At 67.0% G+C, this 25,731-nt stretch carries 25 protein-coding genes, 1 tRNA gene and 1 pseudogene; 16 read left to right on the top strand and 11 right to left on the bottom strand.

All coding sequences use genetic code 11. The features are described from left to right. Together EPN29_07800 and EPN29_07795 are read right to left on the bottom strand one after the other, a co-directional pair. Window positions 1-294 (bottom strand): hypothetical protein (locus EPN29_07800; GenBank protein ID TAN32905.1); only part of this gene is annotated, 294 nt, incomplete at its 3' end. Then, a complete protein-coding gene (locus EPN29_07795; GenBank protein TAN32904.1) occupies window positions 291-500 on the bottom strand; it encodes a hypothetical protein in 210 nt (69 codons plus the stop codon). The genes EPN29_07800 and EPN29_07795, both read right to left, overlap by 4 nt. A gap of 73 nt (window positions 501-573) precedes the next feature. Between EPN29_07795 and EPN29_07790 the strand changes: the two genes are divergently transcribed. Beyond that, complete coding sequence (locus EPN29_07790) at window positions 574-1,236, top strand: TetR/AcrR family transcriptional regulator (protein TAN32903.1); 663 nt, start codon at window positions 574-576, stop codon at window positions 1,234-1,236. Between the two features lie 56 nt (window positions 1,237-1,292). Here EPN29_07790 and EPN29_07785 read toward each other — a convergent pair whose 3' ends face one another. The 3 genes from EPN29_07785 to EPN29_07775 form a co-directional block, all read right to left on the bottom strand. After that, window positions 1,293-1,682 (bottom strand): hypothetical protein, encoded by a 390-nt coding sequence (locus EPN29_07785; protein TAN32902.1) that lies wholly within the window; start codon window positions 1,680-1,682, stop codon window positions 1,293-1,295. Window positions 1,683-1,746: 64 nt separating this feature from the next. Beyond that, complete coding sequence (locus tag EPN29_07780) at window positions 1,747-2,133, bottom strand: hypothetical protein (protein TAN32901.1); 387 nt, start codon at window positions 2,131-2,133, stop codon at window positions 1,747-1,749. Between the two features lie 271 nt (window positions 2,134-2,404). Next, a complete protein-coding gene (locus EPN29_07775) occupies window positions 2,405-2,596 on the bottom strand; it encodes a hypothetical protein (GenBank protein ID TAN32900.1) in 192 nt (63 codons plus the stop codon). A 479-nt stretch (window positions 2,597-3,075) separates the two neighbouring features. Here EPN29_07775 and EPN29_07770 point away from each other — a divergent pair. From EPN29_07770 to otsB, 7 genes and pseudogenes are all read left to right on the top strand, one after another. Beyond that, window positions 3,076-3,171: pseudogene (locus EPN29_07770) on the top strand (translation initiation factor). Between the two features lie 409 nt (window positions 3,172-3,580). Beyond that, complete coding sequence (locus EPN29_07765; protein TAN32899.1) at window positions 3,581-4,324, top strand: hypothetical protein; 744 nt, start codon at window positions 3,581-3,583, stop codon at window positions 4,322-4,324. Between the two features lie 196 nt (window positions 4,325-4,520). Beyond that, window positions 4,521-5,204 (top strand): metal-dependent transcriptional regulator, encoded by a 684-nt coding sequence (locus tag EPN29_07760; protein ID TAN32922.1) that lies wholly within the window; start codon window positions 4,521-4,523, stop codon window positions 5,202-5,204. Between the two features lie 19 nt (window positions 5,205-5,223). Beyond that, window positions 5,224-6,546 carry a divalent metal cation transporter gene (locus EPN29_07755; protein ID TAN32921.1) on the top strand — a complete coding sequence of 441 codons (1,323 nt, stop codon included), beginning with the start codon at window positions 5,224-5,226 and terminating at the stop codon, window positions 6,544-6,546. A 16-nt stretch (window positions 6,547-6,562) separates the two neighbouring features. Then, entirely contained in the window at window positions 6,563-7,600 is a 1,038-nt protein-coding gene (locus EPN29_07750) for an LLM class F420-dependent oxidoreductase (GenBank protein TAN32898.1), read from the top strand. Continuing rightward, complete coding sequence (locus tag EPN29_07745) at window positions 7,587-9,224, top strand: DNA alkylation response protein (protein TAN32897.1); 1,638 nt, start codon at window positions 7,587-7,589, stop codon at window positions 9,222-9,224. Before EPN29_07750 ends, EPN29_07745 begins: the two co-directional genes overlap by 14 nt. A gap of 50 nt (window positions 9,225-9,274) precedes the next feature. Next, window positions 9,275-10,066 (top strand): trehalose-phosphatase, encoded by a 792-nt coding sequence (gene otsB, locus EPN29_07740; protein TAN32896.1) that lies wholly within the window; start codon window positions 9,275-9,277, stop codon window positions 10,064-10,066. Here otsB and EPN29_07735 read toward each other — a convergent pair. Together EPN29_07735 and EPN29_07730 are read right to left on the bottom strand one after the other, a co-directional pair. Next, the gene (locus EPN29_07735; GenBank protein ID TAN32895.1) at window positions 10,002-11,528 is read right to left on the bottom strand and encodes a trehalose-6-phosphate synthase; all 1,527 of its coding nucleotides are present in this window, start codon (window positions 11,526-11,528) and stop codon (window positions 10,002-10,004) included. The genes otsB and EPN29_07735 overlap by 65 nt on opposite strands. A gap of 2 nt (window positions 11,529-11,530) precedes the next feature. Then, a complete protein-coding gene (locus EPN29_07730; protein TAN32894.1) occupies window positions 11,531-13,768 on the bottom strand; it encodes a xanthine dehydrogenase family protein molybdopterin-binding subunit in 2,238 nt (745 codons plus the stop codon). A gap of 205 nt (window positions 13,769-13,973) precedes the next feature. Between EPN29_07730 and EPN29_07725 the strand changes: the two genes are divergently transcribed. From EPN29_07725 to EPN29_07705, 5 genes are all read left to right on the top strand, one after another. After that, window positions 13,974-15,719 (top strand): peptide ABC transporter substrate-binding protein, encoded by a 1,746-nt coding sequence (locus EPN29_07725; GenBank protein TAN32893.1) that lies wholly within the window; start codon window positions 13,974-13,976, stop codon window positions 15,717-15,719. Window positions 15,720-15,789: 70 nt separating this feature from the next. Continuing rightward, window positions 15,790-16,749 (top strand): ABC transporter permease, encoded by a 960-nt coding sequence (locus EPN29_07720; protein TAN32892.1) that lies wholly within the window; start codon window positions 15,790-15,792, stop codon window positions 16,747-16,749. Next, window positions 16,749-17,636: an ABC transporter permease gene (locus tag EPN29_07715; GenBank protein TAN32891.1), complete on the top strand. Its 888-nt coding sequence runs from the start codon at window positions 16,749-16,751 to the stop codon at window positions 17,634-17,636. The genes EPN29_07720 and EPN29_07715 overlap by 1 nt, the downstream gene beginning before the upstream one ends. 8 nt (window positions 17,637-17,644) lie before the next feature. Next, window positions 17,645-18,700 carry an ABC transporter ATP-binding protein gene (locus EPN29_07710; protein ID TAN32890.1) on the top strand — a complete coding sequence of 352 codons (1,056 nt, stop codon included), beginning with the start codon at window positions 17,645-17,647 and terminating at the stop codon, window positions 18,698-18,700. Further along, window positions 18,700-19,713, top strand: coding sequence for an ATP-binding cassette domain-containing protein (locus EPN29_07705; GenBank protein TAN32889.1), 1,014 nt, complete (start codon window positions 18,700-18,702; stop codon window positions 19,711-19,713). The genes EPN29_07710 and EPN29_07705 overlap by 1 nt, the downstream gene beginning before the upstream one ends. Window positions 19,714-19,759: 46 nt before the next feature. Here EPN29_07705 and EPN29_07700 read toward each other — a convergent pair whose 3' ends face one another. Then, window positions 19,760-21,424: a peptide ABC transporter substrate-binding protein gene (locus EPN29_07700; protein TAN32888.1), complete on the bottom strand. Its 1,665-nt coding sequence runs from the start codon at window positions 21,422-21,424 to the stop codon at window positions 19,760-19,762. 81 nt (window positions 21,425-21,505) lie between these two features. Between EPN29_07700 and EPN29_07695 the strand changes: the two genes are divergently transcribed. Further along, a tRNA-Lys gene (locus EPN29_07695) sits at window positions 21,506-21,583 on the top strand. 10 nt (window positions 21,584-21,593) lie between these two features. Here EPN29_07695 and EPN29_07690 read toward each other — a convergent pair. Continuing rightward, window positions 21,594-21,878, bottom strand: coding sequence for a hypothetical protein (locus tag EPN29_07690; protein ID TAN32887.1), 285 nt, complete (start codon window positions 21,876-21,878; stop codon window positions 21,594-21,596). A 404-nt stretch (window positions 21,879-22,282) separates the two neighbouring features. Between EPN29_07690 and EPN29_07685 the strand changes: the two genes are divergently transcribed. Beyond that, window positions 22,283-22,684: a type II toxin-antitoxin system VapC family toxin gene (locus EPN29_07685; GenBank protein ID TAN32886.1), complete on the top strand. Its 402-nt coding sequence runs from the start codon at window positions 22,283-22,285 to the stop codon at window positions 22,682-22,684. A gap of 175 nt (window positions 22,685-22,859) precedes the next feature. Here the strand turns inward: EPN29_07685 and EPN29_07680 are convergent, their stop codons facing one another. Then, window positions 22,860-23,297: a hypothetical protein gene (locus EPN29_07680; GenBank protein ID TAN32885.1), complete on the bottom strand. Its 438-nt coding sequence runs from the start codon at window positions 23,295-23,297 to the stop codon at window positions 22,860-22,862. 898 nt (window positions 23,298-24,195) lie between these two features. On the opposite strand from EPN29_07680, the gene EPN29_07675 reads away from it, so the two are divergent. Continuing rightward, window positions 24,196-24,498 carry a lytic transglycosylase domain-containing protein gene (locus tag EPN29_07675; GenBank protein TAN32920.1) on the top strand — a complete coding sequence of 101 codons (303 nt, stop codon included), beginning with the start codon at window positions 24,196-24,198 and terminating at the stop codon, window positions 24,496-24,498. 40 nt (window positions 24,499-24,538) lie between these two features. Here EPN29_07675 and EPN29_07670 read toward each other — a convergent pair whose 3' ends face one another. Further along, window positions 24,539-25,720, bottom strand: coding sequence for a GAF domain-containing protein (locus tag EPN29_07670; protein TAN32884.1), 1,182 nt, complete (start codon window positions 25,718-25,720; stop codon window positions 24,539-24,541). Between the last annotated feature and the right edge of the window lie 11 nt (window positions 25,721-25,731).

Here is a 25,731-nt window from a genome sequence, read left to right as displayed (position 1 = left end):
CTCAGCCAGCGAGCGCGCCGGCGGCTGCTTCTTTAGGAAGCGCTTGAGCGTCTGGTGAAATCGTTCGACCTTGCCGCAGGTCTGAGGGTGGCAGACAGTGGAATGTTTGGCGGCTACGCCGAGAGCGAAGGCAGTCACGCCGTTCTCCGCCAACCTTCTGGCAGGACCCTCTGGAATGCCACCAGACGCTCCGCCAAGCATCACCGCGAAGTGATCGGATGCCTGCTCGGGCTCGAAGACGACACCGATGGCATCGCTGTTGCTGATCTCGGTACGCCTGACAAGCTTGTTCATCCCAGCACCCGCGGCTTCGCCAGCGCCGAACCGGCTGTTTTGGGTATCACCGCGTCGGGAAGCAAGAAAAGACGTCTTGCGCTCGCTGGTCCAGGATGCTCCGCCTCGCTCTCGAAGCCCGAGTTGTAGGCGGCGATCGCCTCCATCGGGCACAGGCAGATCAGCCCTTGCCGCAGCCAATCCCACAACGGGTCCAATTTGCTCATCCCAAACCACCCTTTAGGGGATGCCCTAATTAATTAGAGGCAGCCACTGATTGATAGTGGTACCCTATTCGCAATGGTCAAGGCTGTCAAGACCCATCGCCCATACAACGGCGCACTGCGTACAGAACAAGCGCGAATGACTCGCGGCCGCATCCTCGAAGCAACTCGGCGGCTCCTGGTGAGCGGAACCTACAGCAGCGTCACGATGGAGGACGTGGCCACCGAAGCAGGCGTCGCCTATCAGACGGTTTATGCGATTTTCGGTAGCAAGCTCCGACTGGCGCAAAGCCTCATCGAGATCGGGTTCCCTCACGTCGCGGGTGCTCTAAAGCTGTTCGATGAGCTGGGCCCCGCGGACGATCCCGAACTGGGGCTGCGCACGACGGCCCACGTTTCGCGCCTCATTTACGAGCTCTGCGCAGACCTCCTTCGCTTCATGCGGGAGTCTGGCGATCCAGGTCTGCTGGCACGCTATCGCGACAGAGAAGAGCAGCGATTGATAGGCATGATTCAGCACCGAGTTCCGGCGCTGTTGGAGAGAAGCGGCCGGCTGCGGTTGGGCATCTCACCGTCGGAGTCGGTGGCGGTCCTGTGGGCGCTGAGTGGTCCCGACCAATTCACCAAGCTCGTCTTCGACCGAGGTTGGACGCCGGCGCGCTACGAGGAATGGCTTGGCGATGCGCTGGTCAACACTCTTCTCGAACCGGCGCGGCAAAGCAGATCTGAACGAACCTGATCGCTGGTATTGCGACTGTTCGCGGCGTGCTTGGCAGACCTCCCAAGGAGGGCAGATCACACGAAGCGCGTGGCGAAATACCAGCGTCCACCCTCCGGATCACGCGCTGCATACTCCCGCTGTCCGTAGGGCTGGTCGGTTGGTGTGGAGTCGATGACCGCGCCGGCTCTTCGCGCCCGCTCGCAGTGAGCGTCCACATCATCGACCAGGACGACAACTCCTCCATGTTGCGCGGGCAGAGTGCTGGGCGACGCAAGCCCGTGTTCGGCGGTGACTCGGTGGAGCCAAATTACGCAATCCCGCAAGGCAACCTCGGCATGAACCGCTACGCCACGTTGATCTCGCTCGAGAGTTCCCTCCCCGAAGCCGAAGGCCTCCACCAAGAAGCTTTGAACGGCCTGGATGTCCTCATACACCAGCAGCGGAATGATTCTTTGCGCGTCCATACAACCTCCTTGACAGTCCTATCGAGTGAGCCGCCTAACAGCATTGGTGACCGCCCCGGGCGGATCAGGTCGGCGTGATGGTTTCGTCCCAGCTCTGAACGTCGGCGCCGTCGGGGTTGTCGTTCACGTAGTCGAAGGGCTGGATGAGCTCCCGCAACGCGAGCTCGTAGTGAAAAGTCCCGGCGTCCTTGGCCGTGCCGGCGATGGAGAACGAGGCGGTTTGGCCCGCCTTGAGGTCTCCGCAGTCGAACGCCGATTCATCGAGCGCGATCGTGCAGCCGCCCAGATCCGAGACCGTGTGGTGCTCGTACCACTTGTCCGCGGTCATGAAAACCAACCCGAGGTGGGGGATGGTGGGCCCGGTGTTGGTCAGCTTGACCACCAGCTGCGCCCGCCCTCCGACCGCGACGCTCTGCGTGGCGGAGGCGGTGATCGTGGCGGTGAGCCGCACCGGATCGGCTCAGGCGGCGAGCATGAGAGCAAGGGCAACCACGGCGCCTGGCTTCATCTCGAGCCCCTTTCCTCTTCTCCAGCCGATCCTTAAGCGATAGCTGAGCTCTGCGATGTAAGGACAGGCATATTCTGGGCGCCGTGATTGCAAACGCGACCCGCGTAACTCGGGGCTCCCGGCGCTCGTTTCAATCCCCGATGAAAAGGGGGTTGCTTACCATTGGTGCGCTGCTGGCCGTCGCCGGCTGCGCCGCGAACGGCCCGATAGCCGCTCACCACAGCCCGTCCCCCTCGGCGCCGGCGAGCTCCACGCCAATCGCTTCGCCCGGCTCCACGCCGACGCCAGACGCCGGCCCAACCCCAACCCCGGCTGCCTTGCCGAGCCCGCTCGCGGTGCCGCCCTGGGCCGCGATGAGCGCGAGCTGCTCGGCAGCCCCCGCCGCCCAGGAGGCGGTGGTGGTCATGCAGGGTTCGGCCAATCCGGTCCTGGCCGACACTTCCGACCCCCGTAACCCGCGCACCATCTGCACGTTCGGCGGCGGCAGCTGGCAGCCTCAGCTGGTGACCCAGACCACGGTGTCCTGGTACGCGTCCCAGGGCAACCCCGGCGCGGCGGGAACCAGCTTGATCGCCGCCATGGACCTGTTCACCGGCACCTCGACGGTCGCCGCCAGCTGGCAGGGCGGCGGATTCATGGACGGCCTCCACGCCTGGAGCCCAGACCGTGGCTTTCTCGCCTACGTGACCTCGGATGCGAGCGGGGTCAACCTCCACCTCCTGAGCGGCGGCGGCGATCGCGTGGTGGCCAGCATGGGCGCCGTCCCCGGGCGCGGCTTCAACCCCAGCGAGGACGACGAATTCCTCAGCTTCTCCCCCGACGGCGGGTATTTCGCCTTCGTCCAGACGTTCACGGGCTCGGGCGACCAGCTCCAGGTGAGGCGGACGACCGACGGCAGCATTGCCTACTCGCAGGCCTCCGGCACGATGGCCAGCTGGGGCAGCACGGGGAGCCGCCTGTACTTCCGCCAGCCCGGCAAGTCGGTGATCGATGTCTGGGATCCCAGCGCGGGCGTCACGCAGGCGATCGGGCAGCAGCTTTCATGGCTCCACCCGCAAGCCGACGCCGGTGACGACTACCTGGCCTTCACGGTTCGCGATTCGGCCGGCACGCCGCACGTCTGGCTGTACGGCCACGGCGGGCATGCCGGCGGCCAGCTGCCCAATGTTCGGTCATCGCCGGTGTTCCTCGACTCAACCGCCATCTTCTATGTCGAAGAAGCTCCGTGTGGCGCCAACTGCGGCATCGGCCCGGCCTGGCAGCCGGACGGTCACACCTTCACTTTTGACCTCGGCCGGCAGGCGGAGGACGCCTCGCGGATCAAACAGGTCTACGGCACCTGGCCCCGACCCGGCCAGACATGACAACTGGTTGGGGCTGGGATGCGATCATGGCCCCGACCGAGATGGAAGAGTCGCCGGCGCCGATCGAGCAGGTCACCGCGCAGCCAATTGAGCCCTACGACCCCCCGACGCGGGCGGTCGTGACCGACGCGCGGACTCCGGGCTTCATCCCTCGCGAGCGCCGGCTGTGGATCGCCGCCCTCGCCGCTGCCCTGCTGGTGACGGTCGCCGGGTTGGGGCTGCTCTACCTCGACGACACCGGCTACCAGAGCGCCGATCGGGCGCTGACGATGCAGAACGAGTCGCTGACCGGCCGGAACCAGAACCTCCAGGACCAGCTCAAGTCGACCCAGACCAACCTGACGGCCACGCTAGGCCAGCTGGCGACGGTCCGCGCGGAGCTCGAGCATCCACACCTGACCATCTGGAACGTGCCTCAGCAGGTGAAGGGGTCGTCGTGGTATCTCGCGGGCGGCGTTCCGGACACGTTTACCTACCACCTGAACGCCACCTCTAACGGTCCGATGTCGGTCAGCATCCTGACCCTGGAACAGTGGGCGAAGGCCATTGCCTGCGTCGACAGCGGGGCCGGCACGACGAACTACTGCATGCACCACAACGGCGCCGTCATCAGCTGGCTGAACGTGACGTCGGTCAGTTACGACTTCCACCTGGGTGAGGGCTGCGCGGATTACCTGTCGGTGTTCACCGCCGCCTCGAACGTCACGGTCACCCCCAACGTGAGCGTCACCTACAACCCGGCCTCATCCACGACCGGGGCCTGCGCCTGATCAGGTAGGTCACCTCCCAAGTCGCGGGGAGGTCCGCCCGCCACTCCGGCGGGCGCATCGGCAGGGGGGATCCGCTCTTCCCGTCTGGAGCCGCAGTCACTCCATGACACGCTCGGTAAAGTTAGGCTATCCTATCTTCTAAGATAGGCATGCCAGTGATGGAAATTAGGGAGCCCTAGGTCCGGTGGTCGAGCAGATCGAGCGCCGCAGCGCCTTCACGCGTGCCCAGGAGGACTACCTCAAAGCCCTTTATCACCTCCACGGCGACCAGAGGCCGGTGCCGACCCGCGACCTCGCCCAGCGCCTCGGTATCTCCTCGCCCAGCGTGAGCGAGATGGTGACCCGCCTCACGGCGCAGGGCCTGGTCGAGCACGACCGCTACCGCGGCCAGCAGCTGACCCGTGAGGGCCGCAAGGTCGCCCTCGAGCTCGTCCGCCACCATCGCCTGCTCGAGATGTTCCTCGTCCAGGTGCTCGGCTACAGCTGGGATGAGGTCCACGACGAGGCCGAGCGGCTGGAGCACGTCATCTCGGAGCGCATGGAGCAGCGGATCTTCGAGCTGCTCGGCCGCCCTGAGCTGGACCCCCACGGCCACGCCATCCCGACCCTGGGAGGCAAGGTCCGATCCCTCAGCGACCGCCCTCTCAGCGAATGCCACGGCGGTGAGAAGGTGGTCGTGCAAGGCGTCTCCGACGACGACCCCGTCAAGCTGCGCGAGCTGGAACGCCGCGGCCTGACCCCCGGCGCCGGGGTCGAGGTGCTGGCGGCCAGCGAGTTCGAGGGTCCGATCGAGGTGCGCCTCAAAGGCCGGCGGGCGAACGTCCCGCTCGGCCTGGCGAAAGCCGTCTTCGTCGAGGGCCGGCGCGACCTTGGCCGTTAAGGCAGAAAAGCCCGTAACCATCAGCGAGCCGCCCGGCAAGCCGCCGGTCGAAGCGGCGGTCGTCGCGCTGCCGGGCGAGGAGCGAGTCCTCCGTGCGGCGGAAAGAGCCATCAATGGCGAGACGCGCGGCCTGCGGGCGCTGGCCCCGTTTCTGGGACCGGCATTCGTCGCCGCGGTCGCTTACGTCGATCCGGGCAACTTCGCCACCAACATCTCCGGCGGCGCGCAGTACGGCTACATGCTGCTCTGGGTCGTGCTCGCGGCCAACCTCATGGCGATGCTCGTCCAGTCGATGAGCGCCAAGCTCGGCATCGCGACCGGGCTCAACCTCGCCGAGGTCTGCCGCCAGAAGTTTCCCCGTTCAGCCGTGTTCGGCCTCTGGGTTCAGGCCGAGGTCATCGCCATGGCCACGGACCTGGCGGAGTTCATCGGCGCCGCGATCGGGATCCACCTGCTCTTTCCGGGCGTCCCCCTCCTGTTCGCCGGCGTCATCACCGCCTTCGCCGCGTTCGGCCTCCTCGCCGTCCAATCGCGCGGATTCCGCGGCTTCGAGGCCGTCATCACCGCCCTCGTCGGGGTCATCGTCGCCGCTTTCGCGTTCGAGGTGGTTCTCGCCCGGCCTTCGCTCGGCGGAGTCGCGGCCGGGCTGTTGACACCCCGGTTCGACGGCACCGAAAGCGTTCTGCTGGGGGCGGGGATCCTCGGCGCCACGGTGATGCCTCACGTCATCTATCTGCACTCGGCGTTGACGCAGCGGCGGGTGGTCGGCGCTTCGGAGGCGGAGCAGCGAAAGATCTTCGCCTTCGAGAGATGGGATGTGGTGATCGCGATGGGCGTCGCCGGCCTGGTCAACATCGCCATGCTCACCATCGCCGCCGCCGCCTTCCACGGGCGCAACATCGGCCCGCTCCAGAGCCTCGATCAGGCCTTCGCGGCCCTGGGCGTAACGCTCGGCCACGGCGCGGACATCTTTTTCGGACTCGGGCTGCTGGCCAGCGGCCTGTCCTCGTCGTCTGTCGGCACGCTCGCCGGGCAGGTGGTCATGCAGGGGTTCATCCACCGCCGGATTCCACTGTTCCTGCGGCGTGCGCTCACGATGGCGCCGGCGCTGATCGTCATCGCCATCGGGCTTGATCCGTCGCGGGCTCTGGTGCTCAGCCAGGTCGTCCTGTCGTTCGGCATCCCGTTCGCCCTCATCCCGCTGCTGCTGTTCTGCCGCGACCGCCGGCTCATGGGCACTCTGGTCAACCGACCGGCGACGACAGCCATAGCCACGGCGGTGGTGACGATCATCGTGACCCTCAACGTTTTCCTCCTGTACCTGCTGACCAGCGGCAGATAAGGCCGACAATCGGGCTGTGAAGCTCGGGGTCAGCGTCGGTTATTGGGGGTTCGGGCTGACCGCGGCGCATCAGCTCGAGGTGGCTCAGACCGCCGAGGAGCTCGGTTACGACTCCGTCTGGACGGCGGAGGCGTACGGCTCCGACGCCGCCACCGTCCTCGCGTGGCTGGCGGCCGGCACGAGCCGCATCAAGCTCGGCTCCGGCATCTTCCAGATCCCGGCGCGAAGCGCCGCGATGACCGCGATGACCGCCGCCACCATCGACCAGCTCTCAGGCGGCCGCTTCCTGCTCGGCCTGGGCACGTCCGGCCCGCAGGTGTCGGAGGGGTGGCACGGCGTCAGGTTCGCCAGGCAGCTCCAGCGCACTCGTGAATACGTGGCCGTGGTCCGCATGGCCCTCGCGCACCAGAAGGTCGAGTTCCACGGCGAGACCATCGAGCTTCCGCTCCCGGACGGTCCGGGCAAGGTGCTCAAGCTGACCATCCGGCCGGTGCAGCAGCGAATCCCGATTTACCTGGCTGTGCTCGGGCCCAAGAACGTGGCGCTCGCCGGCGAGATCGCGGACGGCTGGCTGCCGGTGTTCTTCTCGCCCGAGCACGCTGCCTCCCTCCGAGCCCCGCTCGAGGAGGGCGCGGCTCGAGACGGACGGTCGCTCGCGGATTTCAGGATCTGTCCGACCGTCAACGTGATGATCAGCGACGATGCGGAGGCGGCCCGCAACGCCATCCGGCCGGTGCTCGCTCTTTACATCGGCGGCATGGGCTCGAGGGAGCAGAACTTCTACAACCGCCTGGTTTCCGCCTATGGATTCGAACGGGCGGCGCGGGAGGTGCAGGAGCTGTACCTGGCGGGCCGGAAGAGCGAGGCGATGCTGGCGCTGCCCGACGACCTCATCGACGCCGTGAGCATCGCGGGCTCGAGGCAGAGGGCGAAGGAAAGGCTCCGAGCCTTCCGCGACGTGGGCATCGATACGCTGATCGTCTCTCCGATGGCCATCGACAACGAAGAACGGAAGGAGCAGTTACGACTGGTGGCGGAGCTTGCGCGAGAGTAGCTCGAACCAGCCGCCGCCGCTCGTCGGCTACAACCTCCTCGCCGCCGACGCTCCGCTGCGCGAGGGCCTCGAGCGCGAGGGCGCCGCCTGGGCGCACGACCTCGTCTTCGACCTGGGCCGGCTGGCGGGGACCCAGGCGGCCATCGACTGGGGTTTCCAGGCCAACGAGAACCCGCCGAAGCTGCGCACCCACGACAGGTTCGGCGATCGGATCGATGAGGTGGAGTGCCATCCCTCCTGGCATCGATTGTTGGAGGTCGCCATCGGGCACGGGCTGCATGCGCTGCCGTGGCGCGAGCCTCGGCCCGGCGCGCATGCGGCTCGCGCCGCCGCCTTCTACATCTGGTCGCAGGTCGAAGGCGGCCACGGGTGTCCCGTGTCGATGACCTACGCCGCCGTGCCGGCGCTGCGCCACCAGCCGGAGCTTGCGGCCCAGTGGGAACCGCTCCTCACCACGCTCGACTACGACCCCGGCCTGAGGCCCGCCGCCACCAAGCGAGGCGCGCTCTTCGGCATGGCCATGACCGAGAGGCAGGGCGGTTCCGACGTTCGCGCCAACACGACGCGCGCCGTCCCCGTCGCATCGGGAGGCCCTGGCGCCGAGCACGTCATCACCGGCCACAAGTGGTTCTGCTCGGCGCCTATGTGCGACGGATTTCTGATCCTGGCCCAGGCTCCGGGCGGGCTGTCGTGCTTCATGCTCCCGCGCGTCCTGGCCGACGGCAGCCGCAATCGCTTGCACATCCAGCGGTTGAAGGACAAGCTCGGCAACCGCTCCAACGCGTCAGCGGAGATCGAGCTCGACGGCGCCTGGGCGGTGATGGTCGGCGAAGAGGGGAGAGGGGTGAGGACGATCATCGACATGGTCAACCACACGCGCCTCGACTGCGTCATCGGCTCGGCGGCGCTGATGCGACAGGCGGTGGCCCAGGCCACACATCACTCCGCCCACCGCCGGGCATTCGGACGGCTGCTGAGCGAGCAGCCGTTGATGGTCAACGTGCTTGCCGACCTCGCCGTGGAATCCGAGGCGGCCACCATCCTGATGATGCGGCTCGCCGGCGCCTTCGACCGGGCCTCGGATTCCGCGGAGGCGCGCTTCAGGCGCCTGGCGCTGCCGGTCGCCAAGTACTGGACCTGCAAGCGCGCCGTCGCGGTCGTCGCCGAAGCGCTCGAATGCCTTGGCGGCAACGGCTACGTCGAAGAGTCGATCATGCCGCGCCTCTACCGCGAGTCCCCGCTCAACTCGATCTGGGAGGGATCCGGCAACGTGAACGCGCTGGACGTGTTGCGCGCCATGACGCGGGAAGCGGATTCACTCTCAGCCTTCCTCGCCGAGGTCGAAACCGCGCGCGGCTCTGACGCCAGATTCGACCGATCGGTGGACGACCTGAAACGCGACCTGTCGAACGCAGCGGAGGCCGAGGCTCGCGCCCGCCGAATCGTCGAGCTCATGGCCCTCGTGCTCCAGGCCTCGCTGCTGCTGCGCCACGGCGACCCCGCGGTCGCTGAGACCTTCTGCGCCTCGCGCCTGGGGGGTGATTGGGGCCGTACATTGGGCACTCTGCGGCCCGGTTCGCAGCTCGCCGGGATCGTCCAGCGCCACCGGCCGCCGATCGCTTGAGTGATCGTGCGCACAGCGGCGGGAGGCTCGTTTCCCGTTACATCGTCCTGGTGAGGACCGGGGCGATCGCAGACGGCTGGCGCGACTCTCCAGTCTCGGCGATCTCGCCGCACGAGCTCGTGATGGTGACGGACTTCGACGGCACGCTCGCCGAGATCGTGCCCGATCCAGCCCGTGCGGTGGCTTTGCCGGCGGCGTTGAACGCCCTTGGCCGCCTCGTGCGGCGGATCGGCAAAGTCATCGTCCTCAGCAGCCGCGCGCCTGCCGAGCTCGAGGGGCTTGTGCCGGTTCCTGGATTGCGGCTGATCGGCGACAGCGGCCGCGCCCTGCCGCGGCCGGCTCAAAAGCGCGCGCTGGCGCGGTTCAACGCCGAGGCGGCGAGTCTCCTGGCCGCAATCCCGGGGGCGTGGCTCGAGATCAAGCCCGCCAGCAGCGCCGTGCATTTCCGCAACACCGACCGGGGCGGGGACGAGGTGCTGGGGGTGATGCGCCCGCTGCTGGCTTCAACCCGCCTCGCGGCGGCGATCGGGCGCAAAGTGCTCGAGGTCCACTTGCCCGAAGCCGGCAAGGGCAGCACGCTCACGGCTCTGCTGGCGGAAATGAACCCCGGCGGCGTGGTTTGCTTCGGCGATGACGAGAACGACCGCTCGCTGTTCGAGGTGGCCGGCCGGCTCGCCATCCCTCACATGTGTGTCGGGGTGGATTCGGCCGAAGCCCCGCCCGGCCTGTTCGATCGCTGCGACCTGGTCGTCTCAGGCCCCGAGGAAGTGGCCGCCCTCATGAACCTGATAGCGGACTGGGCCGCGACACCAGGTCCCGCAGGTCCTGCACCTGGCCGCTGATCCACCTCGCGATGTCGTTGGTGCGCACGACCTCTCGCGCCTCTTCGTTCAGCCGATGCCGGTCCTCCTGGGCCATCGTCAGCCCGGCGAACATCGCGGCGGCGGTGGCCTCGACGTCGAACGGGTTGATCGAAAGCACGTGCCCGCGCAGCTCCTCATGCGCGCCGGCGTTCTCGGAAAGCACGATCACGCCGTCTGAGTGGTTGACGAGGGCGCCCTCCTTGACCACCAGGTTCAGCCCGTCGTAAACGGGGTTGACCAGCAGCACGTCGAAGTTCTTCATGGCGGCGATGGCCTTGCGCTCGCTCTCACCGATCTCGAGGCGGACCGGCGTCCACTCCTCCGTACCGAATTCACCGTTGATGCGCCCCGCCGCCTGCCGGATCTGCCGCAGATAGCGGCTGTAGACCGCGACGTCCTGCCGCGATGGCTGCAGGAAGGCCCAAAACTGAACCTCGCCGCGCAGCTCCGGGTGATAGCGCAGGAGCTTCTCGTACGCGATGAATCCGCGAACGATGTTCTTGGACGGATCCGTGCGGTCGACGCGCACGATGAGGCGCGGCGGCCGCCACGAGGCCAGCTCTTGCTCCTGGCGCTTGACCCCGCGCGAGGCGGCCAGCCGGGTGGTCGACTGAACGTCGATCGAGATCGGGTAGTGGCGGGCGTAGATCACCCGGCCGCCGGTGAGCACCGCGCGCTCGTGCTCGTCGACCTGCAGGCCGGCGTTCGCCTCACAGGTGATAAGAAAGTTGCGCACGTCAAGGCTGGACTGGAAGGCGACGATGTCGCTGCCGAGGATGCCGTCGAGAATGGCGTCGCGCATCTGCTTCGGCAGCACCTTCCAGTACTGGGGGGTCGGCCAAGGCACGTGCACGAAGTGCTGGATGAGCGCCGACGGGAGGCTCTCCCTCACCAGTCGCGGCACCAGATAGAGCTGGTAGTCGTGGACGAGGACCAGCGGCCGTGACGGCGCCGCGCGGGCGACCTCGACCACCTTGGCCGCCATCTGCCGGTTGACCTCGACGTAGCCGTCCGTCCAGGCCTGGTGGATGCGCTCGTCGATGACGGGCTCGTTGCCGAGGTCCCACAGGTAGTGCTGGATAAACCACAGCACCGGATTGGCGATCACCGAGTAGTACATGTCGTACTGCGCCTGGGTCGGCATCGCGTAGTGCAGGCGGCCGGTGGAATGCAGCAGCGGGACGGTGAACGCGCCGCCCTGCCGGGAGGCAAGCTCACGCTCGGCCTGGTTGCGCGCGCACGCCACCCAGTCGGCGCCGATCGCCTCGGCCAGCGTGAGCAGTCCTGTGATCACCCCGCCGGCGCCGCGCCTGAATCCACCTTCCGGCTTGGGCTCATGCGGCGCCCGGTTGCTCACGAGGATGGGCGAGTAGTCGGGCAGAGTGCGCGCCACGTATGCGCGCAGCGACGAGCCGCGCTTGGCGTCCATGCGCTCACCCACGATCAGCGGAGCGTGGTCGCCTTCGCCAGCGCGGAGCGGTCGATGGGGACCTCTCGCAATCGGATGCCGGTGGCTCGCGCCAGCGCGTTGGCGAGCGCGGCGGCCCCCGGCACCGCCGGCGGTTCGCCGACTCCCTTGGCCCCCAGCGGTCCGCCCGGCGAGGTCACCTCGATCAGGCGCACGTCGATGTCCGGCAGCTGGTCCGCCGTCGGCACCTCGTAGTCGAGAAAGCTGGCGGTGCGCAGCTGGCCCTCACCGTCGTAGACGAGCTGCTCGCCCATTGCCCGGCCCAAGGACTGTGCCGCGCCGCCGTGGATCTGACCTTCGATCTCGGGTGGATTGATGGCGCGCCCGACATCCTGGATCGCCGCATAGCCGGTGAGCTGGAAGTCGCCGGTTTCGGCGTCCGTCCGAACGCGAGCGATATGGACCGTGAACATCGGAGATGCAGTCTGCACCGCAGAGCGGCCGGCGGCGTGGATCGGCTTGTGGCGGCCCATGAACTCGTTGCTGACCTCGACCAGCCGGGTGATCTCGACGAAACGGTCCGGCACGCCCTTCACCATCACCCGGCCGTCGACGATGTCCAGGTCCTCCGGCGCCGCTTCCAGCTCCTCGGTCGCGATCTCGAGCAGCTGGCGCCTGGCCTCGAGCGCCGCCTCGTAAACCGCTCCCCCGACGCTGTACGTGACCTGGCTGCCGGCCGCCATCGGGCCGGGCGGCGCCACCCCGGTCTCGCCGACCTCCACCCGCACTTGGTCCACAGGCACGCCGAAGGCCTCGGCGGCGATCATCGCCAGGCCGGTGGACGAGCCGCTGACGTCCGGCGACCCGACCAGAACCGACACGGTGCCGTCCGGCTCGACGCGGCACCCCGCCGCCGCGGGCGAGCGCGCGCCGCCCCACGAACCCAGGGCGACGCCCACGCCCTCACCGGCGGCGACGGGCGCCGCATACAGCGGATGGCGCCGCGCCTCCTCGAGGCATTCGACCATGGCGATCCGCGGCCACGGCTTTTCCTCGGCATCCGGGTCGCCTTCGCGGGAAGCGTTGCGCAGGCGCAGCTCGACCGGGTCGATGTCGAGCCTGATCGCCAGCTCGTCCATCGCCGACTCCAGCGCGAAATAGGCCTGCGGCCCACCGGGGGCGCGATACGCGTCGACCGGCGTCTTGTTGGTGGCCACCTCGTAACCGGTGATGTCGAAATTGGGGATGCGATAGGTGCCTCCCAAGAACGCGCCGGTGATGCCTGAGTGCCACCCGCCGGTGGCCCCGTTGTCGTAGTGGTAATGCGCGCGCAGGGCGACGAGCGCGCCTTCGCGCGTGGCGCCCAGCTCGATGTCGAAGCGCGCCGCCGGCGCCGGCCTGCCGACCAGGAACTCCTGCTGCCGGGTCAGCGCCAGCCGGAGCGTGCGTCCGGTCCGCCGGGCGAGCAAGGCGAGGAGCGTCTCCAGCAGCATCACCTTGCCGCCGAACCCGCCCCCGACCGGCATGGGAACGACTCGCACCCGGTGGTGCGGAACGTCGAGCGCCTTGGCGATCTCGTCGCGGACGAAGAACGGTCCCTGGGTCGGGGCCCAGATCGTGACCCCGCCGTCCGGTTCCGGCCGGACGACCGAGACGTGCGGCTCCATGAACCCCTGGTGCACACCGGCCAGGCGATAGGTCCCCTTGACGACGACACCGGCGCTCGCGAGCGCCGCGCTCGCGTCGCCGCGCCGGTACGAGGCCACGTCGCTGACGTTGCGCGGCCGTCCCGCCGGCTTCGATTCGGCGCTGGTGGCGGCGCCGTGCATGGACGCGTCGCCGGAGCCGGCCTCGTCCGCGTCCAGCACCTGTGGGGCGCCATCCTCCATCGCCCGCTCGGGATCGATGGCCGCGGGCAAGGACTCGTAATCGACCTCGATGAGACCGGTCGCATCCCATGCCGCCGCCTCGCTGCCGGCGATGACCGCCGCCACCGGCTGGCCGGCGAAGAAGACCCGGTCGACGGCCAGCGGCTTGTCCGGGCCGGCGGCCTTCACCTCCGGCAGGTCGGCGCCGGTGACGATGTCGAAGACTCCTGGCGCCGAGCGTGCGGCGCCGGTGTCGACGCCTCGAATGCGGGCGCTCGGAAGCTGGCTCAGCACCAGCTGGACGTGCAGCAAGCCGGCCAGGTCGAGATCGGCCGTGAACCGGGTCGAGCCGGCCACCTTCTCGCCGCCCTCCTGCCGCCGCGCGCCCCGGCCGATCATGCCCACCGGCCGATCATGCCATGAGCCGCCAGACGGCACCGGTAGACAATCCGGGGTAAGCAGGCCCACAATGGTGGGCGGAGTAAGAGGCGGGCCACGCGGTCCGCCACCCCCCGTCGGCGCGCTCTCGCCCCGGTCGCCGCGAAGACCACCGGGAAGAAGACGAGGGGAAGAGGCCGTGGCCTCAAGCTTTTCGACCTAGGGGGAAGCTATGACTCCAACCTCGTTACGGTTCCTGAAGGCCCTGTGTGTGGGGGGCGTATCCAGCCTGGTGCTGGGCGCGTGTGGCGGGGGAGGCGGCACCAGCACGACCTTGGCCGCCGACCAGACGCTGACCTTCCCGATCCTGGCCGACTTCGGCACCCTGGACCCGGCCATCGCCGACGCCGAGAACGACACAGAGATCTCCCAGAACATGTTCGACGGGTTGGTCAAGTTCGATGAGAACCTCAACATCGTTCCCGACATCGCGACCTCCGTGCCGACGGCATCTTCTGACGGCCTGACCTACACGTTCAACCTGCGGCACGACGTGACGTTCTCCAACGGAGACAAGGTCACGTCCAAGGACGTCCTCTATTCGTGGAACCGCGCCGCCGCCATGCAGGGCGCGTACGCCACGAACCTTTCCGCAATCGTCGGCTACGACAAGGTTTCTCAGAACCAGGCTTCGGGCGCCGCGCTCGAGGCGCTGCTTGAGAAGAACGACCCGTCCGTCACGATGAGCGGCCTGACCGCGACCGACCCGTACACGGTTCAGGTGAAGCTCGCCACCCCCGCAGGTTGGTTCCTCACCGCGATCGCGCTGGCCGGAACGACCGGCGACATCGTCGACCAGAACGCTGTCAAGCAGGACTTTGACAACTGGTGGACCAACCCGGCGACCGCCATCGGCACCGGGCCCTTCAAGATGACCGCTCGCGTGCCCAAGCAGTCGGTCGACTTCGTCGCCGTCGACAACTGGTGGGGTTCACCGAAGCCAACCCTGAAGAAGGTCCACCTCGACGTCTCGGTCGCCGACGCATCGACCGCCATCACCAAGTACGAGCAGGGCGGATACGACATCGTCGGCTACGGCGGTTACAGCACCCTCCCGGTTGCCGACATCCTCCGCATCAAGGGCTCGAGCAGCGAGAGCGGCCAGCTCCTGCTGCACCCCAAGGTGAGGACCTACTGGGTCAGCTTCAACATGGTCCACGACGCCAAGCGAGTGGCCGGCGGTCCGTTCCTCCTTGCTGACGGACAGAACGCCCACGACCTTCGCCTCGCTTTCGCCCTGGCAATCGACAAGACCAAGCTGGTCCAGGTCGTGTGCCAGAACATCGTCTGCACGCAGGCGACCGGCGGTTTGATCCCACCGACTCTGGTCGGCTACATGGGTGACAACCAGGACCCGCTCGCCAAGTTCGACGCCGCCAAGGCCAAGCAGCTGCTCCAGGGCGCCGACCCGACGGGCAGCAAGACCAAAGGTCTGACCTACACCTACGACCCTGAGAACCCGCTCAACAAGGCGGCGGCCGAGTTCATGCAGTCGCAGTGGCAGGACAACCTGGGCGTCCACGTGGACCTCCAGCCTGTTTCGCACTCGCAGTTCATCAAGGGACGCCTCAAGGGGCAGTACGCGATGTCCCGCGACGGCTGGCAGGCCGACTACAACCACCCCCAGGACTGGTTCGACAACCTCTGGGGCAAGATCGTCGGCTGCCCCGACTCGAGCTGCACCAGCGGCTACGACACCCAGGCATATGACGACCTGCTGGCCAAGGCCGACGCGGAGCCTCTCAGCTCGGCCCTCGCCGACTACAAGAAGCTCAACCAGATGCTCATCGACGACGTCACTTACATCCCGCTCTACTACACCGTCGGCTCCTTCCTCATCAAGCCGTATGTGAAGGGCGCCGGTTCCAACAGCTTCTTCGACCACTACTGGAACGAGATCCAGATCCAGACGCACTAACCACGGACAGTCAGGAGGGCGCCCGCGCTTTGCGGGCGCCCTCTGTTGTTTCGGCGACAATTGGAGTGAAGTGCTGACACGCGGCACGCTGGTCTATATCAGTCAGCGCCTGGTGCTGATCGCCCTGGCGGTCCTCGGCGTGTCGTCGGTCGTCTTTCTCGCCATCCACCGCCTGCCGGGCGATGCGCTCTTCAGCGAGCATCTCCACGGCACGCAGTACGAGCTGCTGCTCCACCACTACGGTCTCGACCGGCCGCTGTGGCAGCAGTACACGAGCTTTGTGACGGGCATGTTCCTGCACGGCGACCTCGGCGAATCGCTCGTCAACCGCGGCGTTCCGATCACTCCTTTGGTCGTGCGCGAGATGACCGTCAGCGCAGAGGTCGGCCTGATCGCGCTGATCTTCACCGTCGGCTTGGGCATGTTGCTGGGCGTGGTCGCCGCGGTGCGCCAGAACACCTGGGTCGACTACGTGCTCAGCACCACCTCGGTGATCGGCTACAGCATGCCGAACTTCGTCATCGCCACCTTCCTCATCCTCGTCTTTGCGGTCTGGCTGGACAACCTCACCCAGTCCGCCTTCTACTTCCAGATCGGGTGGACCGGCCGGTTCGGCACCATCGGTGAGATCTGGCTTCCGGCCTTCGCTCTGGGCTTTCCGTACGCGAGCATCGTCGCGCGGCTGACGCGCGCGAGCATGCTCGAGGTCATCCGGCAGGACTACATCCGCACCGCCCGCGCCAAGGGCTTGCGCGAGACGGTGATCATGGCCCGGCACGCATTGCGAAACGCCCTGATCCCCGTGATCACCATCCTTGGGCCGCTGGTCATCGGGATCATCACCGGTGGAGTCGTCATCGAAAACATCTTTGGGATCCCGGGCCTGGGCAAGGAGTTCGCGACCAGCATCCTCAACCGCGACTACAACATCGTCATCGGCGTCTTCACCGGCTACGCGGCATTGGTGGGCCTGGCCAACCTCGGGGTCGACCTCCTGTACGTCGTGATCGATCCCAGGATCCGCTACTGATGGCGACCGCCGCGGCAGTCATCACCAAGCCGGTCAGTCCGGCACAGGCGAGCCTGTGGACCGATGCGTGGCGGCGGCTGCGCCGAAACCGCCTCGCGCTGGGCGGCGGTGTGTTCCTCGTCTTCCTCGTCGCGGTGGCGGTGCTGGCCCTGTTCTACACGCCATACCGGATGTCGGAAGTCGGGACGACGATCCCATACACCGGACCCAACTCCCATCAGCTCCTGGGCGCTGACGCTTTGGGTCGCGACATCCTCAGCCGGGTCATGGTCGGGGCGCAGATCTCGCTCGTCGTCGGGGTCGGCACGCAGCTCGTGGTCCTGGCGGTCGGCGTCCCCATCGGGCTGATCGCGGGGTATTTCAGAGGTTGGCTCGACCAGGTCGTGACCTTCGTCATCAACCTCTTCTACGGGATCCCGGATCTGCTGGTGGCGCTGGTCCTGGTGTTCTTGCTCGGCCCCAGCCTCACGAACATCATCATCGCCATCGCCGTCACGCGCTGGATGGACATGGCTCGGCTGGTGCGCGGTCAGACTCTTGCCCTCCGCGAGCGAGAGTTTGTCGAGGCGGCGCGCGCGAGCGGCGCCAAGCCGTTCAGGATCCTCGCCGGCCACATCTTCCCGAACGCGCTCGGCCCGATCATCGTCCAGGCGACGTTTGGCGTCCCGGCGGCGATTCTCTTCGAGGCCTTCCTCAGCTTTCTCGGCCTCGGCGTCCCGCCCCCGCAGCCGTCGTGGGGATCGATGGCGGCTGACGGCATCGCGGCCATGCGCATCGCGCCCCACATCGTGATCGCACCCTCGATCGCGCTCTCGCTCACCCTGATGGCGTTCAACTTCCTGGGCGACGGACTTCGCGACGCCCTCGACCCACGCTCGAGGCGCTGATCCCGAACATGACCGCACCCATCCTCCAGGTACGCGACCTGCGCACGCAGTTCCTCACCGACGGCGGCATCGTCACCGCCGTCGACGGGGTGAGCTTCGACCTCCGTCAGGGTGAAAGCCTTGGCATCGTCGGCGAGTCGGGCAGCGGCAAATCGGTGACCGCCCTTTCGCTCCTCAGGCTGGTTCCGGATCCAGGCCAGGTGGTGGGGGGCCAGGTCCTGTTTCGCGACCAGGACCTGCTGCAGCTGAGCGACGAGGAGATCCGCGAGATCCGCGGCCGTGACATCGCGATGATCTTCCAGGACCCGCAGAGCTCACTCAACCCGGTGCTGCGCACGGGCTTCCAGATCGACGAGGCGATGCTCGCTCACAACGTCGCCACCCCAAAGAAGGCCCGCTCACGAACGATCGAGCTCCTGAGAAAGGTGCGCATCCCGGCGCCGGAAACGCGCGCCAAGGATTTCCCGCACCAGCTCAGCGGCGGCATGCGCCAGCGCGCGATGATCGCCATGGGCCTCGCCAACACGCCGTCGATCCTCATCGCGGATGAGCCGACGACCGCGCTCGATGTCACGGTGCAGGCGCAGATCCTCGAGCTGCTCGCCGACCTCAACCGCGAACTCGGCACCGCCATCGTCATGATCACCCACAACATGGGCGTCGTCGCCGGGCTCTGCTCGCGAGTGATCGTGATGTATGCCGGCCAGATCGTCGAGCAGGGCCCGGTCGATCAGATCTTCGAAAACCCACAGCACCCCTACACCTGGTCGCTGCTGCGCTCCATCCCGCGTGTCGACGCGCTTCGCCACGAGCGCCTGCGATCGATCGAGGGCATCGCGCCCGACCTGCTGCGCCCGCCGTCCGGCTGCCGATTTCACCCTCGCTGCCCATTTCGCGTCGAGAAGTGCTTCACCGACGAGCCGCAGCTCAAAGAGATCGGCCCGGATCAGCAGGCGGCGTGCTGGGTGACCATGGACCGGGCGCGCAAGGAGATGGGCGCTGACGAGCTCGTCGACATCAAGCCGGGCGCCGCGTCCGGGGTCCGCCCCGGACAGGCCGACTGATGGCGGAGCCGGCGCGCCGTGAGGAGCAGGCGCCCATGACAGCGGGCGCCAGGGCGCTGGTCCGCGTCGAGAACGTGGTCAAGCACTTTCCGGCCGGAATCGGCACGACCGTCAGGGCCGTCGACGGGGTGAGCTTCGAGATCCGCGAGGGCGAGACGCTCGGCCTGGTGGGCGAGTCGGGCTGTGGCAAATCGACCTTGGCGCGGCTGGTCACGCAGCTCATCCCCCTCACCTCGGGAAAGATCTTCATCGACGACGTCGAGGTGACCCGGCTGCGGGGTGAGAAGCTGCGCCAGCACCGCCGGCAGATGCAGATGATCTTCCAGGACCCGTTTGCGTCGCTCGACCCGAGGATGACCGTCGGAGACATCATCGCCGAGCCCCTCGACAACTTCGGCGTGATGCGCGGCAGAGGGCGCAATCAACGCGTCCAGGAGCTGCTGAAGACGGTGGGCCTGAATCCGAACTTCAACAACCGCTACCCGCACGAGTTCTCCGGCGGCCAGCGGCAGCGCATCGGCATCGCGCGGGCGCTGGCGCTCAACCCGCGCCTGGTGGTTTGCGACGAGGCGATATCCGCTCTCGACGTCTCGATCCAGGCGCAGATCGTCAACCTGCTCGAGGACCTGCAGCGGGAGTTCAAGCTGACCTACCTGTTCATCGCCCACGACCTCTCGGTGGTGCGTCACATCAGCGATCGGGTGATGGTGATGTACCTCGGCAAGATCGTGGAGGTGGCCGACAGCGTCGGGACCTACAGCACTCCCAAGCACCCGTACACCAAGGCGCTGCTCTCCGCGATCCCGGTGCCCGACCCGCGGATCCAGCGCGGGCGCCGGCTCGTCGAGCTGTCGGGCGAGATCCCGTCGCCGATCAACCCCCCGTCAGGCTGCCGCTTCCACACGCGCTGCCCGATCGCGCGGCTCCCGACGCCCTGCGCGGAGATCGAGCCGCCGTTGGAGGAAAAGCTGCGAGACCATCTGGCAGCCTGCCACTTCTCCCAGGACGTCTGAGGGGAGCAGTACCGGAGAGAGGTCAGGGCGAAAGCCTGAGCCTGCGTCAGCGCTGGAGAATGCGCGCGTTCGTCCAGAAGAAGTCGTATAGCGCGTTGCCCCCGACTCCCTTGACGTACGGGTGCACGAGGTACTGCTGCTCTCCGTAGACCAGCGGGGCGAACACCGAGTCGTTGATGAGCATGTGGCCGGCGGTCTCGTAGTCGACCAGGGTCTTGCTCAACCGCCCCTCATCGGCGCCCGCGATCACCTTGTCCAGGTTCGGGTTCGAGTAGCAAGAGCCCGATGAGCTCGCGCCGCTGACGAACAGGTAGTCGAACCAATTCTGCGGGTGGTCGTAGTCCGCGCTCCAGCTCTGCCGAAACATCGCGTACGCGCATCTCCCGTTGCGGTCGTCGAAGAACGTCTTACGGTCCATCTCCACGCATTGCACCGTCACGCCAAGGTTCCTCTTCCACTGCGCGACGAGGTGGTCGCACACGGCCTTGTTGAACGGGTTGGTGTCGTAGGTGTAGGTGAGTCCTCTGACCTTCGATCCGTTGGGGTCCCATGCCTGGTACTCGGCTTTGGCCGCGGCCGCATCGAACTTCACATTCGAATCGGTGCCGTCGCCCAGGTACCCCTGCAAGCCTTTGCTGATCAGGCCGCCGGTCGCGGTGACGCAGGCCGTGCGCTGGTTGCACACCGCGTCGGCCAGGGCGGTGCGGTCGATGGCGGCGCTGAACGCGTGGCGCCCGGCCCGCCCGGGTTCGATGCCGGCAAAAGGTCCGCTCTTCAGGTTGAATCCGACCCAGAAGGTGAGCCCGGTCGAGACCAGGTCGAGCTGGTCCTTCAGCTTGGCGTCCGACATGTAACGTGTCGCGGCCGCCGGCGACAGGCCCTGGCGGGCGTAGCCGATGAGGCTGAAGACGCCTGACTCGTACTGCGAGACCTGGGCGCTCTGATCCGCGAGCACCTCGATATGGACATGCGTGATGGCCCCTGTCCTCCCGCCGTACCAAACCTGCACCGGCGCGAAATCCATCGACTGGCCCGGCGCCCGGGAGGTCATTCGAAACGGCCCGCTGCCGATCAGCGTCTCCGGCCTGGTGGACCACGCATCTTCGCCGGCGCCGGCGACGACCTTCTGGTCGACCACCCAGAACGGCCACAGCGCGACCTCGGTGATCCAGTAGCCCGCCCGCCTGCTCAGGGTGGAGGTGAATGTGTAGTCGTCGACCTTGGCGAGCCCACTGAGCTGGCCGGTCCTGCCCTCCGCGACGGCTTCGTAGCCCGTGACGAGGTTGAAGAGTCCCGCGTAGTCGCCCTGCTTCGCCGCGGCGCGGTTCCAGCTGTAAATGAAGTCGCCGGCGGTGATGGGGTCGCCGTTGGAGAAGTGGGCGTCGTGCCGCAGATGAAAGGTGTACGTCAGGCCGTCGGCGGAGACGTCCGGCAGCCCGACCGCGAGGTCGGGCACCTCGCCGAGCCGCGAATCGAACCTATACAGGCCGGAGAAGACATTGCGGAACACGTCGACGTCGGTGGGGCTCGACATGAGGGCCGGATCGAGATCGGCGACATCCTGGGCGATGGGAAAGCTCAGGGTCTGATCGGCCGCCAGGACTTCGGGGGGCGGCGGGTTGCCACCACCGGGCGTGCAGGCTACTACCGCGATGCATGCGGCCAGCGCGGGGACCAAGGCACGTAACGCCGGAGCCCGGGGGGCAGTCACCCGAGGAAGGCTACCGCACGCGTCGTCGATCTTCTCCGGTGGGGCACTGCCCGGAATTGGGACAATCTCTACCTGGTAGCTGCCGGCGTAGCTCAGCTTGGTTAGAGCAGCGGTCTTTTAAACCGATGGTCCAGGGTTCGAATCCCTGCGCCGGCACCATTGTCCTGTCTCAGGTAGAAGCGGACCGCTGTCTCACCTGATTCCGGACCAGTCTAGGCGGGGCAGAGCGCTGGTAGTCGCGGCTGGGATCCAGTGTCACTTCGCGCAGCAGTGCGCCATCTTCGGCGATGACGCGCACATGGTCGCCGGCGACCAGGAGCATGACTGGTTCGCCGCGGTGCTTGTAGCTGACGTGGAAGTGGCGGAGCCGACTCAGGTAGCGGAGTGTGACTCGGCCGCCGCCATCGAGCCGGTCGCGAGGGATGCGGTAAGTGACCTGGGGCTGAGCCAGCAAGGGGATGCCTTGAGTCGAGCGTTGAAGGCTGACAGGGATCAAATAGATTCCCCAGAGGCGATCAATGGCGAGCCGAGTCGGCCGAGCACACCGAATCGATCGTCCCGACCGGCTGGTGGGCCGGGTGGCATCGAGTCAATTGCCTTGGAGTCATGCTAACCTTTACTTATGCTCGCAAAAGTAAAGCGCTCGCGTGGCACGACTCGGCTTTCTGGAAAGAATCAGGTGACCCTCCCGGTCGCGGCTCTGACTGCTGCGCACGTTGCGCACGGCGATGAATTGCGGGTGACCGCGGAAGGAGATGGCCGGATCTTGCTTGAACGTGCGATCGATCCCCTTGACCAGTTCACAGGATCGATTCCTGGACTGGGGGCAGCTACGCAACTCGAGAAGTTGAGGGATGAGTGGGACCGGTAGTCGTCGACACCAGCGTTGTTCTAGGTGTCCTCGACCCGCAAGACGCACACCACGTAGCTTCCGTGCGCTCCCTGCGCTTAGCCCGTTCTCGCCAACATCGGATCCTGTTGCCTGCCAGCGCTTTCGCTGAGGTACTGGTCGGTGCCAGCCGACTTGGGGCGGACGCGGTCAGAACGACCGAGGCGTTCGTTGATTCCATCGTGGACATCGTTCATCCAATCGACAGGGAGGTTGCAAGAGCTGCGGCGGCGTTACGCGCTGGTCACAAGGCTCTCCGGCTGCCAGACGCTCTGGTGCTTGCGGTAGGAAGGGTGACGGATGCATCGTCGATTCTTACCGCGGATGCAAGATGGCGCGGGGTCGAAAAGCGCGTTCAGGTCGTGCGCTGATATAGCCATTTTGTATTGCCTAGCCGAGGCGGCTCGGACAGATCGGGCTTTCAGCGTGAGACAGTCCCGAGGAGCCGTTCAGGAGTCGCCGACCCGCTCAGTCGTCTCGTCGAGACGCCGACCTCGCACGGATGAGCTGAGCTCAGCTGTGCCTGGCGCCGCCTTGCTGGTTACGTCATATGACGTCCACCTCCTGGAGTGGGTGAATCTCGGTCCAGCCGTGGTCGAGGTCGAGAACATAAGCGCCGGTCATGCGAACGTGGCTGCCGACCGGCGGGATGCGGATGGGGTTGTGGTAGCCGGCGCAGGAGCTGACTGCATCCCCCTGGGTCGGTGTGGTCATGCACACCGGCTCGACAACGAGCTCGCCATGCTCGGCGCCCCTGAGGCAGGTCGCGTTGCAGGCGTTGACCAGACCCGCGAACTGTGAGTCGAGCTTCAGCCCGATGTGGAAGTCGCCGTCCCTCTCCTGGCGAATGAAGTCGATGACGCCGGTGACGGCGATGCAGGGCTTGAGAACTTCGAGGCGGTCGGGTTTGTAGACGTGCGAGTTCGAGCTATCCGGTTGGACGCATCCGCTGACCATGATTGTCGGCGACGGAGGCGCGCTCATGGTTGTCTGAGCTGTGTCGCCGTTTGTCGGCGTTGTTGGAGTCGCGGTGCCGCACGCCCCTTCGCAGAATCCGAGCAGCACCAGCACCGCGATCACTGCTGCGCGTCCCGTCCCGTGTCCGATGCGTCCGCGGCGCGATGTCATGCCGGCCTTCGCCTCCATAGGCGCCAGCCGCGCGCCGCAGCGCACAACGGCTTCCAGGGCACGACCACGACCCACGCAGTCTGCACGATGGCCGGCTGGCGAGGCCATCTCGCCCGCCGACGCGGACCCGATGTCGCTCACCCAGGCCGCGTTTGGGCTGGGTGAAACAGATGCTGCCCGTCTACTCCGAGCCGGCCGGGCGCAGGTTTCTCCGCCGCCGGCTCACCAACCTGTTCTGACGTTGCCCGGAACTCCATCCGGCCGGCTGTAGGAGCGAACCTCGCCGCTCTGGAATCGCCTCCCGGCCGGGTCCGGCCGCCCGGTTGGGGGAGGCTTACGGCTACACAAAGTCGCCGCCCATCTGGTAAGGTGGCCCTTTTCCGGTTCCTGAGTGGTCTTCCATGCGTCTCCGCTCCGAGCTCAGGCCTGAACAGCGCCCCAGGGGTAGGGCGTGTCCAAGGAGGAGCGACAAGGTTTGCTGCCGCTATTTCGGGCGGTCCTGGTGTGGGTCGTGCTCCTGGTGAGCGTGCTCCTTCCCAGGCTCGACCCGCCGGCGCCGAGCACCAGTGCGGTTGCGGTCACCCAGCTCAGCGCCTACGACCGCCAGTCTGTCGTGCGTGAAACACGCGCCCAGCGCGTCCAGGCCGCCCAGACGGCCCAGGTCCAGGCCTGGTCCGATGAGCTTCAGCAGGGACTCGCGGCCTACCAGGCGCAGCAGCAGGCGCTGGCGGCAGCCGAGGCTGAGGCGGCCCGGATCGCCGCCCTCAACAACCACCCGCCGCCACCTGCCTGGATCGCCAAGATCATCACGGATGCCTTCAGCCCTCTGGGGCAGGATGCCGTCGTCTGGGCCCTGCGCATCGCCTATTGCGAATCGCGCTATCACCCCAATTCGGTGAACTCGGACAGCGGCGCATCGGGCCTGTTCCAGTTCCTGCCGAGCACCTGGTCGGGCACCCCGTGGGCCAACCAGTCACCGTTCGACCCGGTCGCCAACGCCCAGGCCGCCGCCTGGCTCTACAGTCACTACGGCCCAGGCCGCTGGGCCTGCAAGTAGCCAACGGGCCCGCACCCCCGCCAAGCGGGGAGGGGCTGCCTTACTCCTCAGCCGTGACCGTGACCAGGAGCTGGTAGATGGGCTGCTTCGAGGTCGCGCCCTTGAGGACCATCGGCTCGTATTCACTGACCTCGACCCCGGCCGGAAGCGCATCGCGCGTCGTCTCCGACATCAGCACCTTGGCCGGGCGGACCTTGGAAAGGTAGGCGCTGTTGTTGACGGGCACGCCGATGAGCGTGAATTCCAGCCGCCGCTCGGACCCGACGTGACCGGCGACCACGTCGCCCGTGTCCAGCCCGATGCCCACCGCGATCGCGGGCTTGCCCGAGTCAACCAGCTCGCGGTTGAGCCGGTCGACCTCCTTGATCATGGCCTGGGCTGCCTTGAGGGCCCTGGCTGCATGGTCGTGCATGGGGTTCGGCGCCCCGAAGACCACGAGCATGCCGTCGCCTTGGAACTTGTCGATATTGCCGCCGTGGGCGAGGACGACTTCGATCATCCGCGAGAAGTAGTCGTTGAGGAACTCCACGAGCTCCTCCGCCTCCATGCTCTGCGACAGGGTCGAGAAGCCGGCGATGTCGGAGTTGAGCACGGTGACCTGCTGGCGCTGCCCGGGCAGGAAGATGGTGTTGTGGTCTGAGCGTGCGAGCACGTAGTCGGTGACCTGCTTGTTGACGTAGCGCTCGAAGAGCTGACGCAGGAATTCGGAGCGCTGGTACTGGCGTGCGTTGTCGATGGCGATCGCGGCCAGGTCGGAGATCGCCTGCAGGAACGCCTTGTCCTGTTCCTCGAAGATCGCGGCCTGGAAGGGGTTGTCGACGTAGACGGCCCCGATCACCTTGCCTTTGGTGACCAGCGGCACCGCGATGATCGATCGCAGGTTCTGGAGGATGACCGACTGCTGGCCCTTGAAGCGCTCGTCGAGGCTGGCGTCCGTGGAGACGACCGCCTGGCCGGTCTGTACGACCTGCTCGATCACCGTTCGCGAGCCCAGGAACTGACGCGTTTTTTCAGCATCCGCCTCGCCGCCGGACATCTGCACCGACATGGTGCCGGTGGCCGGGTCGACCAGCACGATGAAGCCGCGCGACGCCTTCATCAGGGTGATGACGCGGTCCATCACCTTGCGCAGCACCACGTCCAGCTCGAGAGACGAGCTCAGGTCTCGCGCGAGCTCGTAGAGCAGGTGATCGCGGATGCCTAGATCGACTTCGCGGGCCAAGGGCACGGTCA

This window comes from bacterium (genome assembly GCA_004299235.1).
In the GTDB taxonomy this organism is placed as follows: domain Bacteria; phylum Chloroflexota; class Dormibacteria; order Dormibacterales; family Dormibacteraceae; genus SCQL01.
The sequence above is the reverse complement of the archived record's forward strand: the minus strand, read 5'-3'. Positions and strand labels throughout refer to the sequence as shown.

Bases quoted from the DNA above. Each gene is read 5' to 3' on its own strand.
- EPN29_07705 (TAN32889.1), top strand. From the start codon at position 18,700: ATGGCGGAGCCGGCGCGCCGTGAGGAGCAGGCGCCCATGACAGCGGGC.
- EPN29_07790 (TAN32903.1), top strand. From the start codon at position 574: ATGGTCAAGGCTGTCAAGACCCATCGCCCATACAACGGCGCACTGCGT.
- EPN29_07775 (TAN32900.1), bottom strand. From the start codon at position 2,596: ATGACCACCACCGCCTCCTGGGCGGCGGGGGCTGCCGAGCAGCTCGCG.
- EPN29_07715 (TAN32891.1), top strand. From the start codon at position 16,749: ATGGCGACCGCCGCGGCAGTCATCACCAAGCCGGTCAGTCCGGCACAG.
- EPN29_07765 (TAN32899.1), top strand. From the start codon at position 3,581: ATGGCCCCGACCGAGATGGAAGAGTCGCCGGCGCCGATCGAGCAGGTC.
- EPN29_07795 (TAN32904.1), bottom strand. From the start codon at position 500: ATGAGCAAATTGGACCCGTTGTGGGATTGGCTGCGGCAAGGGCTGATC.
- EPN29_07785 (TAN32902.1), bottom strand. From the start codon at position 1,682: ATGGACGCGCAAAGAATCATTCCGCTGCTGGTGTATGAGGACATCCAG.
- EPN29_07680 (TAN32885.1), bottom strand. From the start codon at position 23,297: ATGAGCGCGCCTCCGTCGCCGACAATCATGGTCAGCGGATGCGTCCAA.
- EPN29_07725 (TAN32893.1), top strand. From the start codon at position 13,974: ATGACTCCAACCTCGTTACGGTTCCTGAAGGCCCTGTGTGTGGGGGGC.
- EPN29_07710 (TAN32890.1), top strand. From the start codon at position 17,645: ATGACCGCACCCATCCTCCAGGTACGCGACCTGCGCACGCAGTTCCTC.